Origin of the sequence: Amycolatopsis sp. NPDC005961, from assembly GCF_040629235.1 — a bacterium.
In the GTDB taxonomy this organism is placed as follows: domain Bacteria; phylum Actinomycetota; class Actinomycetes; order Mycobacteriales; family Pseudonocardiaceae; genus Amycolatopsis; species Amycolatopsis camponoti.
The window spans coordinates 21,018-35,882 of the sequence record NZ_JBEXVF010000010.1 but is presented as its reverse complement, the minus strand read 5'-3'; the positions used below and the strand labels follow the sequence as shown (position 1 = coordinate 35,882).

At 71.4% G+C, this 14,865-nt stretch carries 11 protein-coding genes; 3 read left to right on the top strand and 8 right to left on the bottom strand.

Annotation, left to right across the window (positions count from 1 at the left end):
• Positions 1-10 precede the first annotated feature (10 nt).
• The 4 genes from ABZ342_RS11455 to ABZ342_RS11440 all read right to left on the bottom strand — a co-directional run bounded on the left by ABZ342_RS11455 (position 11) and on the right by ABZ342_RS11440 (position 6,949).
• Complete coding sequence (locus tag ABZ342_RS11455) at positions 11-649, bottom strand: hypothetical protein (protein WP_360471545.1); 639 nt, start codon at positions 647-649, stop codon at positions 11-13.
• Positions 649-5,409: a hypothetical protein gene (locus ABZ342_RS11450; protein WP_360471542.1), complete on the bottom strand. Its 4,761-nt coding sequence runs from the start codon at positions 5,407-5,409 to the stop codon at positions 649-651. The genes ABZ342_RS11455 and ABZ342_RS11450 overlap by 1 nt, the downstream gene beginning before the upstream one ends.
• 139 nt (positions 5,410-5,548) lie before the next feature.
• Complete coding sequence (locus ABZ342_RS11445; RefSeq protein WP_360471539.1) at positions 5,549-5,995, bottom strand: hypothetical protein; 447 nt, start codon at positions 5,993-5,995, stop codon at positions 5,549-5,551.
• An 87-nt stretch (positions 5,996-6,082) separates the two neighbouring features.
• The gene (locus tag ABZ342_RS11440; RefSeq protein ID WP_360471537.1) at positions 6,083-6,949 is read right to left on the bottom strand and encodes an alpha/beta hydrolase; all 867 of its coding nucleotides are present in this window, start codon (positions 6,947-6,949) and stop codon (positions 6,083-6,085) included.
• A gap of 126 nt (positions 6,950-7,075) precedes the next feature.
• Between ABZ342_RS11440 and ABZ342_RS11435 the strand changes: the two genes are divergently transcribed.
• Positions 7,076-7,984 carry a sigma-70 family RNA polymerase sigma factor gene (locus ABZ342_RS11435; protein WP_360471535.1) on the top strand — a complete coding sequence of 303 codons (909 nt, stop codon included), beginning with the start codon at positions 7,076-7,078 and terminating at the stop codon, positions 7,982-7,984.
• Between the two features lie 82 nt (positions 7,985-8,066).
• Positions 8,067-8,780, top strand: coding sequence for a hypothetical protein (locus ABZ342_RS11430; protein ID WP_360471532.1), 714 nt, complete (start codon positions 8,067-8,069; stop codon positions 8,778-8,780).
• Between the two features lie 35 nt (positions 8,781-8,815).
• On the opposite strand, the gene ABZ342_RS11425 is transcribed toward ABZ342_RS11430, so the two are convergent.
• Positions 8,816-12,109 carry a hypothetical protein gene (locus ABZ342_RS11425; protein ID WP_360471529.1) on the bottom strand — a complete coding sequence of 1,098 codons (3,294 nt, stop codon included), beginning with the start codon at positions 12,107-12,109 and terminating at the stop codon, positions 8,816-8,818.
• A gap of 255 nt (positions 12,110-12,364) precedes the next feature.
• On the opposite strand from ABZ342_RS11425, the gene ABZ342_RS11420 reads away from it, so the two are divergent.
• Positions 12,365-13,111, top strand: coding sequence for a methyltransferase domain-containing protein (locus ABZ342_RS11420; protein WP_360471526.1), 747 nt, complete (start codon positions 12,365-12,367; stop codon positions 13,109-13,111).
• A 45-nt stretch (positions 13,112-13,156) separates the two neighbouring features.
• Here ABZ342_RS11420 and ABZ342_RS11415 read toward each other — a convergent pair whose 3' ends face one another.
• The 3 genes from ABZ342_RS11415 to ABZ342_RS11405 all read right to left on the bottom strand — a co-directional run bounded on the left by ABZ342_RS11415 (position 13,157) and on the right by ABZ342_RS11405 (position 14,865).
• Positions 13,157-13,756, bottom strand: a complete 600-nt coding sequence (locus ABZ342_RS11415; protein ID WP_360471523.1) for an NAD(P)H-dependent oxidoreductase — start codon at positions 13,754-13,756, stop codon at positions 13,157-13,159.
• Complete coding sequence (locus ABZ342_RS11410; RefSeq protein WP_360471520.1) at positions 13,753-14,208, bottom strand: MarR family transcriptional regulator; 456 nt, start codon at positions 14,206-14,208, stop codon at positions 13,753-13,755. Before ABZ342_RS11410 ends, ABZ342_RS11415 begins: the two co-directional genes overlap by 4 nt.
• 180 nt (positions 14,209-14,388) lie before the next feature.
• Entirely contained in the window at positions 14,389-14,865 is a 477-nt protein-coding gene (locus ABZ342_RS11405) for a hypothetical protein (protein ID WP_360471517.1), read from the bottom strand.

The following is a 14,865-nucleotide window of genomic DNA, read 5'->3' as shown; positions in this document are numbered from 1 at the left end:
CGAGGTCGCGTCATGCGCTGTCGGGCCCGGCGATTTCAAGCCTGCGTCGCAGGTCCTCGATGTGCACGAGGTACTCCTGGGCCGCCGCGAGGTCTTCCTCGTCCACCGTGCCGCCACCACTGTGACCCGCGGTGGCGCGTTCCTCCTCCTCGACCCAGGCCAGGTGGGCGGTGTGGTGCTCGTACAGGGCCGCCAGCAGGGAATCCGCGACGCGCGTGATCTCGCTTTCCCGCGTCGGGTGGTACTCGATCGCGAAGACGGTCGCCCGGCCCGCGGCCAGCTCACTGAGGCGGTAGCAGAGGAACTTGCCGCCGAAGCCGGCGTAGTTGTTGAGGCACAGCACAACCGGCAGGAGATCCGGATCGCGGGCGAAGACGGCCCGCTCGTTCTTGCTCATCGGATTGGCCGCCGGTGGTGGGCCACCGCGATCGAGGGGCACGGCCAGGTTCGCCGGCTGGTTGGTGAAGTGGAACAGCAGCACCGGGTCGGGGTCGTGCAGCACGAAGAACTCGGTGGGGAACTCGACGCCGTAGCACTCGCGCAGGACCTCGCGCGGGCCGAGCCCGGTCTCGTACAGCGCCCGTGCCAGGCGGGCCATCGCGGGATAGTCGTCGCGTGCCGCCTCCGCGCGAAGCTGTTCCAGACTCACTACGCCCTTCTTTCGCGGCTGCGCCGTTCGCGGTCGATCGTCTTCAGCAGAGTGCTCAGCGGGCGCCAGACGCTCTTGAGCTCGTCCGCCGTCATGGCGTCGATGATCCGCTCGGCCAGCTCCCCCGCCTTGGCGACGGCCTGCTGTGCCTCTTCCCTACCCTGCGCCGGCAGCTGACTCACCAGGGTAGCGACGTCGTCGCGGAGCTCGTCCAGCTGGGCCTTGATCTCCGGGCTGTCGCCGGTCAGCTTGGGGGTGTCCGCCATCAGCAGCGCGACCTCCTCGACGTGGACGAACACCCGGTCCTGGAGGTCGGCCTTGAACCGATCCCGCGCTCTTCTGGGCCGGATCTCGTTCAACCCCGGCGTAGCCATGGTGAGCTCCCTGGCGAGGTTCACGGCACTGACCATGGTCTGTGACTGCAGGATCATCGCGTAGGCCCGGTGTGCGCGGCGGATGACGCCCGACTCGACAACCTTGCCGTCCTCGACGGTGAGCCTCTTGCCCCTGGCCGCGGCACGGACGTGGGCGGCGGTCGACTCCAGGCCACGTCCGACGTCGCCGGGCTCCGGGCTCGTCATCGTGCTCACCTCCGGCACGAAGACGATCTTGAACTCGACGCCGAAGACTTCCATCAGCCGGTTGCGCAGGAAGCGGCCCTCGGCGCCGCCCACGCCGTAGATCTCGCCCTGGGCCGCGAGCAGCGCCTTGGCCCTGGTGTTCTGGAAGATGCCGCGGAGGCGGCCCTGGCGGTTCTCGAACGCCTTGATCAGCATGTTGGGCTCGGTCGGGTAGAGCATCTGCGGGTACTTCTCGTTGATCGCGACCCGGACGGCCCGGTCGATCTCGTTGAACTGGACGGTCAGCTGTTCCCTGCGTTTGGTGCCGTGGCCCTTCCACTGGTACCCGGCGAAGTGGTAGCCGCCGACGACGAGCAGCGGGTCCTCCGACATCTCCTCGAGCACCTTCTTGTACGCGGCGAGCACACCCATCGTGTTCTTGGCCGTGGCGCCGGTGTCGGCGTCCTGGCCCACGACGTACACCACGTCGTTCAAGTCCTTGAGCACGCCCACCGCGGTGCCGACGTAGGAGGAGCCGAGCACCTCCTGGCGGAAAAGGCCGTACGGCAACGCCTTCTTGTCCCGCAAACCGCGCTCCTGGTCCTCGGCGTGCTTGCGGACCTTGGGGTCCTGCAGGTCCCGGTACGCGGCGCGGACCTCGGTGAACGGGACCGCGTTGTCCGTGCCACGCTTGACCCACCTCGGTGTCCAGACGAAGCCGAACACGGCGAGCAGGAGCTCCGGCGTCTTGCGCACGGCTTTGACGGCGCCGGTGATCTCCTCCTTCCCCTTCGACGGGTCGAGGTGTTCGAGACCGTTGACGCCGATGACGACGGCGGTCCGCGCCGCCGCGAGATCCTTGGTACCGCTCTCCCAGCCGGCGGTGAGGTACCGGACGGCTAGATCCGGGTTGTTCTCCACACCCGACGGAATCGTCGCGATGGTGACGACGAAGCCCATCCGCTTGTCGAGCCCCTCCATCGGAATCCGGTGTGGGCTGAGCTGTTCCACCACGCCTTCGCGCCTGCTGATGGTGAAAGCACCCTTGGCCTTGCCGACCTCGTAGGGGAACAGCTCCTCCGGCGGCGTCTCCGCCTGGGGGTTGATGGCGAGCCGGATCGCGTAGGAGTCCTTGCCGATCTTCTTCAGCTGGATCGACGTGAGCTTGTACTTGCGTTTGATGGCGGGAAGCTTGCGTCGGATGCTCTCCGGCGTCGCGTCCTGGTCCTTGAGCAGACGGGTGGCCTCGCGCAGCGCGGCGGCCAGTGAGTGCTTCTTCTTGTCGGCGCGCTTGTCGCGGCGGTCGGGCCGGCGTTTCCCCGGCCTGTGCCGGTCGTCGCGGCGGCGCCTGCGCGGCCGGTCCCGGGCCGGCCGTCGTGGCCGCTTCGGACGGCCCGGCCGGCGCTTCTTCCCCGGCTTCGGCTTGAGCCTCGCCCACAGCTTCTTGACCAGGCCGGAGATCTTGTCGATGACCCAGTCGACGGCGCGGTTCACCGGGCGGGCGATCTGCTGGAAGATGTTCTTGACCTTGCCGGCGATGCCGCCCAAGCCCAGCAGGGCCGCCAGCGCGCCGATCAGGACGGGAATGGCCCGGGCCAGAGCGTTCTCCACCAACGCCGGCACGCCACCGGTGCCACCCTTCGCGATGGCGATCACCGCGTCGAGGACCGCGTTGACGAACTCGATGATCCGGCGCGCGTTGGTGACGACGAAGCGGATGATGTCGATGATCATCTTGCAGGCGCGGATGAACGCCGACGCCGGCGTGAACAGGGACGCGATCCACGTGATGCCGGCGATGACGATCGTCGGCATCAGGTAGCTCACGAGCTTGCCGATCAGGTCCTTCTTGAGGTCGCCGACGCGGGTCTTCAGGTCGTCCCACATACCGGCCACGCCTCGGCGTTTGACGTTCGAGACCAGCGGGATCGACGTCTCGGCCGCGGTGATGGCCTTGTCGGGGACTTTGCGGGCGAGGCGGGACCGGATGTTCGGCCACGACAGCCCGAGCAGCGTGGCGATCATCATCAGGATGCCCAGGATGTCGAACGTGGCGGGCAGCATGAGCCCGGCCGACGCGCCGATGCCCGTGCCCAGGAGCCACGCCAGCACGCCCTGCTCGAGGTGCCGGCCCGCGTTCTTCATGAACAGCTTCAGGCCACCGCCGACGCCGGTGACCAGGTTGCCGAGGAAGCCGATCGGGTTCTCGAGGATGTAGCCGACGGCGGACGCCGCCTTGGCCAGCACACCGAGCAGCAGCCTGCCCAGCTCGATGATGGTCTTGATGGCGCCGCCGATCGCCGCGATCGCCTTGGCCACCAGGCCCTTGTTCTTCTCCTTCTCCGCCGCGATCTCGTCGTCGACCGACTTGACCGCGTCGGTGTAGCGAGTGGCCAGGTGGTCGACGAGGTCGGAACCCTTCTCGTCGACGGTGTCCGTCAACTCGTCGAACCGGGCGTCGAGGTCGGCCGCCGCCTGCCTGCCGATGGCCTTGAGATCGGCAGGCAGCTTCTCCACCGCGGCCTTGATCTCCTTGCGGCCGGACGCGATGCGGTCCTTCGCGCGCTTCAGCTCGCCATCGACCGTGTCGGCGATCCCGGTGATGATCCCGTCCATCGCCACCAGGTAGTTGTCCCGGGCGTGCTCGTAGATCCGGTTGGCCTCCTCCGGCAGGCCGGCGAACTTGTCCTTGACCCACTTCGTCCAGCCCCACCAGCCGCCGTAGCGCTCGTCCTTGTAGCGGCGCATCCCGTCTTCGTGCTCTTCGGTGAACCGGTCGCGCGCGACCTTCTCCTTGGCCGTGAACTCGTTGTCGACCTTCTCGTCGAGGTCGGCGAGGATCTTCTCGACGTCGCTCTTCGTCTGGTCGAAGAGCTTCTGGAGGAGGTCGGTGACCTCCTTCTGCTTGTCCTCGTCGCTCTTCTTGGTGCTGCCCTTGCGGGTGCGCACCGTGGTGCCGGTCGTCAGGCGGGTGGTGTGGATGCCGGTCATCGCGGCCGCGCCCTGGGTCGCCGCGGCGACCTTGACCTGCTTGAGCTCGCCGGACTCCTCGGCACGGAGCTTCTTGGGCGCCGCCTCGGAGTGGGCGTCCATCGTCTTCTTGTCTTTCACCGCCTTGTCGAACGCCGGCTCGTGGGCGTTGTCGAACCCGAGTTGCTCCTCGGTGACCTTCGCCTTGGTCATGTCCTGCCCGACCTGGTCCGGGCCGGCCGACATGTCCGTCGCCGACGGGGGCAGCCGGTCGGGGGTCGCGAGGTTCGGGTCGGGCGTGCCCGGCTTGCCCGGGACCTTGTCCGGAGCCATGGGCACGACCTGCTTGCCGTCCGGCGCCGGCTCCGGTGGCGCGGCGGTGGTGTCGGCGATCTCCTTGGCCGAGGCGTCCTTGCCCTCGCCGACCTTGCCCTGGACCTCGTTCTTGACCTCCTCGGCCTTACCCGAGTCGCTGAACTTGTCGGCCTCATCGAGGTTCTTCGGCGCTTTGTCGGCCACGGCCTTCTTGACCGCGGCGACGAACTCCTGCTTGTCGAACGCCTTGGGCTTCGCGGCGTCCATGTCTTCGGCGTGAGCCGCCTTGCCCCGCGCCTCGCGATCGTCGGCCGGAGGCTCCGCGGCGGCGTGGGCCGAGCCGGCTTCCGCGGCCGCCGGCGGATGGCTCGAGCCGATGGCCTTCTTCTTGGCGGTGACGTCCTTCTCGAGTGCCTGGAACTTCGGGTCCGCGCCGGGAGAGCGCGGGCCGGTACCTTTTTCCTGCTTGCCGGCTTTGTCCGCCGTGGGCTTGTCCGGTGCGGCCTGGTCCTTCTGGTCGTTGCCAGGAGGGACCGGGGCGGCGGCCTTCGGTCCGGCCGGCGACGCAGGAGGCACCTTCGTGACCGGCGGCTTGCGGGCGGCCGTCACGGTCGGGAGCGGACCGGGCGCCGGTGTCGCCGGCGCCCCGGCCCGGTTCGTCGCCGACCGGTTCGCCACGGCCTGGTTGCCGACCGAGTTCTGGCCGGCGAGCAGCATCCGGCCGGTCCAGGAGGCCGGATCCGGCGTGGCGCCGGGCGGCAAGCCGGTCATGGCCGCGGTGACGACCGCGTTGCCCAGCATGGTGCGGGCACGGACCATGTCCGCGGCGCCGGCCTGCTCGGGTCGGCGCAGGTCGGCTGCCGGCGTGGCCGACGCGGGCGGTCGAAGACCGCGGACCTTGAGCGGAACGGGCATCCGGCCCTACCCATCGTGACGGGGATCGAACCACAGAATGACAGTGCGCCCGTCGCGATCGCGCTGCTCCGGCGTCACCCGGGCGTCACCGGAATGAGGCCGTGGCCCGCCCGGCACCGGGCACGAGGCACGACCCCGGTCAGTCCACGAGCGCGGAAGCCGCGGCCCTGATCTGCTCATCCTCGCTGAAGGTGCGCCATCCTCCGTTGCAGGCGATGCGGCGCGGATTGTCGGCGATCGCCTGTGCCACAGCTCGCACTCGGCCGTCGACCACACCGATGTCGGCGAGATAGCGCAATGCCGCGATGCCAGCCGCCAACACGGTCGTTTCCCGGCGTACGCGGGGATCCGCGTCGTCCAGCAGTGCGAGCAACCGCGGTCTCGCGCCGTCCAGTGCCCGCTGCCAGCCTGGGGCCACCCACTTTTCGGCCGCGGTGACGGCCTCACCGGCCAGCAGACGAATCAGTTCAACCACTTCGCGCCGGTGGTGCACGGCACGGTCCGACACGAGATCGGTCAGCAACGGCAGCGCGGCCGGCGCCGCGGAACAGACCCAACCACCCTGGTGGTAGAGCTTGGTGGTCAAGTCGGCGAGGGCGTCGGACGCCGTGCCCGCGTCCGGGCTCGCGCAGGGCGGGAGGCGCGGGCGGCCTCCCGCCAGGATCGCGAGCCCTCAGCTGCCGGTGACGAAGCCGGCTACGGCCTCGGCGAACACGGCGGGTTCCTCGAGGTGGCCGAAGTGACCGCTGCGCTCCAGTACGACGAGGCGGGCGTCCGGGGTCAGCTCGACCAGCTCGCGTGCCCAGCGGACTCCGCAGATCACGTCGAACCGGCCGGCCACCACCAGCGCCGGCACGGTCAGGGAACCCAGCGCCGTCCGGTCGTCGATCGCGTCCGGCACGAGCCGCTCGTCCAGGCCGGAGATGTGCGTGCCGCGGACGGTCGCCCTCAGCGGCGCGAACTCCGCCTCCCGGCTCCAGTAGTCGGCGAAGTACGCCGGCAGCAGACCGCGCAGCGCGGCGTCCATCTCGTCGTCGTCCGAGATCGACGCCGTCGCCTGCAGGGCGGCCAGCACCCCGGGCAGGTCGGGCCGGTCGGCGTTGCGGCGGGCGAACTCCTCGACGTTGCGCTGGGCTTCGGCGCCGTGCTCCGGCCCGGTGACCGGGGCGCTCTCGTACAGCACCACCCCGGCGACCCGGTCGGGGTGGTGCAGCGCGAAGTACTGCGCGACGAACCCGCCGTGGGAATGGCCGATGAGGTGGGCCGTGGCCACGCCGAGGTGGTCCAGCAACGCGAGCAGGGCACGGGCGTACCGGGCGCGGGTGTACCCGTGCGGGTGGGACGCCAGCCGCCCCGAGCCGCCGGTGCCGATCGGCTCGACGTAGACCACGGTCAGGTGCGCTTCGAGCGCGGGCATCCGCAGGTACGCCCAGTCGACGCCGGGGCCGCCGGGCAGGGCGACGCACACCGGCCCGCGGCCGTGCACGTGGTAACGCTGGCGGACGCCGTCGAGTTCGACGGTGTGGGTGCCGGTGTCCATGATTTTCTCCGATCGCACTGTGCTGGGAACACCGTCAAGATGGCCTCGGGGCAGCGAAGTTCGATCCGGCGGGCATGGCGTGCGTCACACCGCGGAGCCCGGGCCGGGACCGGGCAGAATGATCAGGTGACGTCCATCGAGATCGAGCTGGCGCGCGGTGCCCGGGCCGGCAGCGTGAGCGCCCTCGGGACGTTGCTCGCCCGGCACCAGGCCGACATGCGTGCCGTGGCGCTCGGCATCCTGGGCCACGGCCCGGACGCCGAGGACGCTCTGCAGGACGCCGCGCTGACGGCGTTGCGGCGGATCGGAACCTTGCGCGACCCGGCCGCCGCGGGGCCGTGGCTGCGGGCGATCGTCCGCAACGCCTGCCGCATGCGCCTGCGCGCCGCGCGCCGGGTCGTGCCGGTCGCGGACCCCGGGCCGCCGGCCGATCTCGCGACGCCGGAACGCCTCCTCGACGACCACGTCTCCCGCGACTGGGTCTGGCACGCGATCGACAGCCTGTCCCCGGCGTTGCGGGAGGTGGTCCTGTTGCGCCACTTCAGCGACGTCACGTCGTACGAGCAGATCGCCGCCGCCTGCCGGCTCCCGGTGGGCACGGTGCGCAGCCGGCTGAACCAGGCGCGGACCAAGCTGTCCGAAGCCCTGCTGGCCACGGCCGACCAGGCGTACGACGACGCCGCCGCGCGCAACGCCGCCAGCGCACGGGAGGCGGCCGATACGCTCGCCGCCGCCCGGCGGGGCGAGTTCGCCGGCGTCGTCGCCGACCGCTGGACTCCGGACCTGCGCATGACCAGCGGTCAGGGCTTCCAGGGCGGGCGGGACATGGCGGTGGCGGGCATGGAAGCGGACTTGACCTACGGCGTGCGCCAGCACTTCGTCAACGCCGTCACCAGCCGCGACTTCACCGTGTGGGAGATGGCGATGGTCAGCCCGCCGCACGATCCGCAGCACTGCCCGCCGGCGGTGGTCTGGCTGATGTCGCACCGCGAAGGCCGGGTCGACCGCCTGCGCCTGTTCTTCCCCGCGCGGTGACCGGATCGCCTGGCGGCCGATGGGCTCGGGCCGTGGCGGGTGCGAGACTGGGCGGCGACGTGACGACGCGAAGGAGCTCGCGGTGGCCTCTGATGCCCTTGAAGGACCGGTCCCGGCGTCGAGCGGGCCGGGGCGGCCGGCCCTTCAGGTACTGGACAAGGCCATCGGCTTGCCGGCACCGCTGGTGCGCAAGAACATCGCCCGGGCCCGTCAGCGCAACCCGGATGCCACACCGGCGGAGGTCATCCGCACCCTGGAGCGGATGTACGTCAGCGCCCTGGCGGGCACCGGGGCCGCGGTCGGGGCCACCGCGGCCGCGCCCGCCGTCGGCACCGGGGTCGCACTGGCGTTGTCGGCGGGCGAGGCCTTCTCTTCGCTCGAACTGAGCACCCTGTTCGTGCTCTCGGTCGCCGAGGTCCACGGCGTTCGGCTGGACGAGATCGAACGCCGGCGGACGCTGGTCATGGGGATCCTGCTCGGCCAGTCGGGTTCCTCGACCATCGTCGGCAAGGCCGCCGAGCGCACCGGTCAGCACTGGGCCCGCCAGCTCGTCAGCAAGGTGCCCACGGCGACGCTGAATCAGATCAACAGCGTCCTGGGCAAGAACTTCGTCACCAAGTACGGCACCAAGCAGGGCATCATCGTGCTCGGCCGGGTGGCTCCGTTCGGCATCGGCGCGGTGATCGGCGGTGGCGCCAACGCCACCGTCGCCACGCTCGCAGTCCGAGCCGCCCGACGCGCGTTCGGCCCGGCGCCACAGTCATGGCCCGAAACAGAGCGGACTCCGGACGGCTGATGACCTCGCGTGTCACGGCGTCCAAGCCCCGCACATCACTCAGGAGCGAGGGAAATGTGCGACGCGCGTTCGCGGACGTCGGCGTCGGGGTGCGCGCGCAGGGCCCCTACCAGGTCGCGCCATGGGTGCGGCCATCCGGCGTGGGGGCCGGCCTGGCCGGCGATGCTCGCCGCCAGCGAGGCCTCCGCCGGGCCGGTCGTGAGGGCCTGAGCGGTGCCGAGCAGCTCGGCCCGTCCCGGGTCGTGGCCGGCCAGCCAGGTCGCCAGCCGGTCCGCCACCTGCCAAGCCAGTGCGGGACGGTCGGCGAGGGCGGCGATCCGGCGGACGGCCGGCAGCAGTTCGCCGTGGCGAGGGAGGGCGGCGACGGCGAGCAGCAGCGCGTCCGTTCGGTAATCCGCATGGTGCGCCAGCGTCGTCGACAGCCGCTCGGCCGCGCCGCGCATGGTTTCGCCGTCGGTGTCCAGGCGGGCTGCGAAGCAGGAGACGAAGTGGCGTAGTCGTTGTCGCGCCGGCTGGTCCCGGCCGTTGGCGACGACGTCGTCCGCTTCGGCGAGCGTCGTGACCACGTCGTCCAATGGCGCCGGATCGCCGGTGACCGCGCACGCCGCGAGTACCGCTTCGACCGCTGCCCGCCAAGTCGCGGTGCTGGTGAGGTCGCCGATCAGGGTGACCAGCGCAGCAGGTCCTTCGCGGTCCCAGGCGCTCCACGCGGGCCAGGCGGCCAAGCCGGTTCGCGCGGTGTCCGGGTCGGCGCTGCCCGCCACGCCGCGCACCAGCGCGCCGTAGCGCTCGCGGTGGTGCTCGGCGATGGTCATCGGGTGGGCTTCGGTCACGGCCGTGGCCACCGCGGTCATGGTGGTCGCTTCGGCGAGCCAGTGCCAGGCACGGTCGTCGTCGAGCAACCGGCGCGCGGCCGACACGATGGCGCGGCGGAGGTCGCGGTGCAGATCCGGGGTCGCCCACAGGGTGGCGAGATCACCGGCGGCGCCGGGCACGCGGTGCTCGGCGAGCAACCGGACCGCCTCCTTGCGCGCCGTCAGCTTCTTCCCGGCCAGCACCGGACGCAGGGCGGCACCCAATGCGTCCGGTGGGATGGCGCGGGCGGCCCGGCCGGCCGCGTACACCGCGACCCGGGCGCGATCGGTGTCGGCGTAGCCGAGCAACGTGCCGAGTGCGTCGCCGGGCCGATCGGTCCAGGCCAGGCCGGCCAGCGCGGCCTCGACCACGGCGACTTCGTCGTCCTGGAGGAACGGCCGCACGTCGTCGAGGGCGGCGCCGGGCAGGCTCGCCAGCCGCCGCACGGCCGAGACCCGCTCCCAGACCGGCTTGCGGGGCGCGGTCGCGAGGTCGGCCAGCAGCTCGCCGTACCGGGCGACCTGACGCGGCAGCCAGTGCCGTGACCCCCCGCTGAACGTCGGGACCAGCCGGACACCGCGGGCGACGAACCGGCCGCGCGGCGGCCGGTCCAGCACGCGGTCGAGCAGGTCGGTCCGGCGTTCGCTGATCGCGTTCGCCACGGCGGTCACGGTGATCGTCGACGGGTCGCGGCGGAGCACGGCCTCGACGCGTTCGTCCCGGGTCGCGGGCGGGGCCAGCCACAGCCCGAGTGCCCAGCGGACCGTGGCGTCGTCGGCGGCGCCGGTCGCTTCGCCCACGGCGGCCTGGAGGTCGGGCATCGTCCACGCGCGCCGCCGCAGGCCCGAGGCCAAGGACAGGACCAGGTCGTAGCGGCCGGCGCGGGCGTCGGCGGTGATCCGCGGCCGCAGCGCGGAGAACAGTCCGTGTTCGGCGCCGCGGGGCAGATCCTGATCGAGCCGGTGCAGGGTGAGGGCGTGGGCGTGTCCACCGGACAGCTCCACCATCAGCAGCCCGCTCTCGGCCAAGTCGGGCCGCGTCGTGAGCGTTCCCTGCCGGACCAGGGTGACGGCCAGCGTGCCGACCGCCTGGCGGGTGGCCCAGGACGCGTCCCTGGCCTGGACGGCATCGGTGGCCAGCTTGACCAGGGTGGACGGATCGGCCGACCGCAGGAGCCAGCCCGGGAGCGCGGCGATGGCCGCGAGCGCGGTGTGGCGGACCGGATCCTGCTCGTTGGGCAGCCGGGTCAGCGACCCGAGCTGGCCGGCGACGACCTCCGGGTCCCGGGTCGCGGCCGCCGCGCCGATCAGCAGCGGGTAACCGAGGGCACGCTCCACGGCGGTCGGCCGGGCGGTCGCGGCGCGCAGGTGGGGCTCGGCCTCCGGCCAGGGCAGCCGCGCGGTCGCCTCCCGCCGCAGGTCGGGGTGGTCGGCCACGGGGCGGGTGGCGAGCAGCCGGCGGGCCTGCTCGTGCCGGGACCGCCACGGCAGGACGTCGAGCAGGGCGATCGGCAGTCCGGCCTGCTGCGGGGTCTGCTCCCCCAGCGCTCCACCCAGGACGATCGCGCGCCGGGCGGGCGGGAGCCCGCGCAGCAATGCCGTCAAGCGGCGCACGTCGGTGAGCGAGGTGCGCGCGAGCGAGGTCAGGGACTCGTCCGTGGCCCGCCGCAGAGCGAGCTCCATGCTCCGGCCCGCGCTGAACCGGATGCGCCGCGCGGGATCGGCGAGGATCGCCACGACGCGGTCCGGGTCGGCCGCGGTCGCCGTGGCCAGCCAACGGTCCGCACCGGCCGGGAGCCCGGTCGACGGTCCCGACCGCGCCAGCAGGTCGACGAGGTGTCCGGGGTCTTGCCGGACCAGCTGTCCCAGCGCCGGACCGAAGAGAGCCCACACGGCGTTGCGCCCGGCGTCGCCGGCTTCGGTCAGCCTCCGGCGCAGGTGCGCGAGCACGACGGCGGGGTGACGGCGGGACAGCGCGGCGAGGTTGGGCACCGCGAAGTCCAGTTCCGGCAGTAAGGCCGTCACGGTGTCGGCGTCGCAGGCCGGGAGCACGGCGGCGGCCTCGTGGTCACCGAAGCGAGCGCGCACCCGGGGCAGCAGTGCTTCGGCCCACTCGGTGGCGCCGGTGGCGCGCACCGCGCGGTAGAGGGTGTGCCGCCACGCGAGGGGCGCGGTCGGGAGTGCCGCGGTGAGGACGTCGAAGTGCAGGCCGTGGCGAGCGCAGTGGGTCATCGCCAGAGCGGCGACCCGGGTGTCCGTCGCGACGAGGCTGCGGCGCAGGTGCGTGTCATCGCCTGCGATGGTGGCCATCTTCGCGGCCCAGGCGCGCGGAAGCCCGGGGACGGCGTCCAGTTCCGCGAGCAGAGCGGTCAGCTCCGGCGAACCGGCCAGCGCGCGTGCGGTATCGGCGAGGACCCGCCTTCGTGCCGGAGCGGGCAGCGGATCGATCCGGCTGAGAAGGGCGCGCAGGTCCATTCCGGGGATTCTTCCCGATCATGGAGCCCGCACCAACGCAATTCCGCTCGACGGCGCGGACCGTGCCCGGCGGCACGAGAGCGCGTCCGGGTTCGACGCGATAACCGGTGGCCCGGCACGTGCGACCCGCCTAGCCTGCCGTCCGACCGTATGACCTTCCGTTCGAAGAGGTGCATTGCATGAATGTCCGGGCAGCCCGGCCGTCGACGGCCGACCCCGCGCTGGACTACCCCTTGGACGTGAGGAATCCCCGAAGTGGATCTACCCCGTAGCTTCACCATCCGCGAGAGCGGCCACCGCATCCACAACCCGCTCACCAGCCGGAAACTGGCCGGCCTGGGCGAGGCGCTGAGCCCACCACCCGGCACTCGGCTGCTCGACCTGGCCTGTGGCTCCGGCGAGCTGCTGTGCACCTGGGCCCGCGATCACGGCATCACCGGAACCGGCGTGGACATCAGCACCGTGTTCCTGGCCAAGGCCCGGGCACGAGCGATCGAACTGGAGGTCGCCGAACAGGTCACGTTCACCCACGGCGACGCGTCCGACCACGTCGCCGACGACGCGGTCGACATCGGGGCGTGCGTGGGTGCGACCTGGATCGGAGGTGGCGTGGCCGGCACCGTGGACCTGCTCCGACGCAGCCTGCGCCCCGGCGGCACGATGCTGATCGGCGAACCGTACTGGCGCAGGCGACCCCCGGACCAGGCCACCGTCGAAGGCTGTCACGCCACCAGTGAAGACGACTTCCGCATCCTCCCGGAGCTGCTGGAACAGTTCGGGGAGCTGGGTTGTGACGTCGTGCAGATGGTCCTCGCCGACCAGGACAGCTGGGACAGCTACGTCGCGGCCCAATGGCTCAACACCCGCCGCTGGCTGGACGCCCATCCCGACGACGAGCTGGCCGAGCAGATGCGCGCGGAACTCACCGCCGCTCCGGCGCGCCATGCCCGGTACCCACGCGAATTCCTCGGCTGGGGCGTCTTCGCTTTGATGAACCGCTGACACCGGCGGCCGAGTGAGTCCCGGTGATCCGGCACCGGGACTCACTCACCTACCTGACGTCGTCGCTTCTTCGAGGGTTTTGAGTGCCCGGGCGTGCTCGACGAGGTCGCGGAGGGAAGCCGGGACGAATTCGGCGACCCGGCGTGCCCAGTCCGATCGCTCGACCAGTTCGCCGGTGGGGTCGAAGAGCCGGTCGGCGTGGGCGAGGGGGAGGCTTCGGGGCAGGGGCAGCATGCCCGCTTTGCTCAGGGACAGCCGCAGGTGCTGGCCGGCCAGGGCACCGCCGTGTGCGGTGGTGGAGTACGACACGATCGTCGCGGGTTTGCCGGCGGCCTCGGTGGCGAGGAAGTCCAGGGCGTTCTTCAACGCGGCCGGTGGCGCGTGGTTGTACTCGGGTGTCAGGAAGACGTAGGCGTCGGCGGCCGCCATGGCTTCGAGCCAAGCCCGCACGGGTGCGGACGGCCGGCGGTCGTGGTTGGCCAGCGGCGCGAGCGGCTCGTCGAAGAACGGCATCGGGTGGTCGGCGAGGTCGAGCACGGTGAACTCGGCGCCGTCGACGAGGGCCGCTTTGCCCATGACGAACCGGCAGACGCGGTCGCCGAGCCGTCCGGGGCGGGTGCTGCCGAGGATGACCGCGATTCTCATTGCCGCTCCTCGGTTTCCAGGAGTTCGCACATCGTCTTCAGTGTCTGGATGGTGGTGGCCATCGCGGCGTCGGTCATGTGCTCGCCGCCCAGGCGCTCGTATTCGTGGTGCACGGCCAGCCCGTCCTGCACGAGGGACTGGCCCGCGGGGGTCAGCGTCAGCGCGTGCTCGCGACGGGACGCGGACGAGGTCGTGACGGCCAACCAGCCTCGGTGCCGGGCGGTCTCGACGTGCCGGCTGACCGCGCCCTTCGTCAGGCTGAGGAGGTCGGCGATCTCTTGTTGTGACGGGGAAACGTCGCCGGCGTCGGCGATCGACCGGAGCACGAGGAACAGGGTCCGCCCGATGCCGATCCGCTGCTGGAAACGGCGATCGCCGACCCGTTCGCTCAGCAGGGCCGCCCGGTGCAGGTAGCGCATGAGGTCCCGATGCGGGGACGGATGCTGCGTCACGGCAACAGTCTATCCCTGAACAGTCGACATGTGAACGGTTTGCCGCCAAACCGATCGCCGACTCGGCCGGCTTCGCCACACCACCGAGTTGGTTCCGCCCTGGGGCCGGCCAGGAGCATCCAGGAAGCGTGGTTGGGCGGATCGGTCACCACAGCGGCGGCACGGTCTTCCGGGCCAAGTTCACTTCAGGCAGATCAGCTGGGGTCGTGGCAGCTCTAAGGACGCTTTGCCGAGCTGTGCTCGGATCCTCTGGATGTCGGCAAGGTCTTTGGGGCGCGACAGTTCCGTCTTGTACTGGAGCACGTCCTCGAGCCGGGCCAGACGAAGGCCGCCGACGACTTCTGCGTTGTCCATCAGGTTGTCCACATCCCACCGGGACGTGATCCACCCGGCGGAAAACTGGATCCGGCCTCGGCCGCACTGCCAAACCGGATCCCCGCTGTACGCTCCCACACTCGGGACGCCGGTCCGCCTCGCCCAAGCCAAGACGTCGCCCCGGGCCACCACGTCGAGGTCGCGGATGGTCGTCCGCAGCCCGTGCGCCAGCAGCGGCGCGCTGCCGAAGAGAACGAAGTGCCTGGGATCGAGGTCCCAGGCAAGAAGTTCGCGGATGAACTCGTTCCGAAGGAGGCGCTTCGCCTCGGGGGTGGTCGTCAC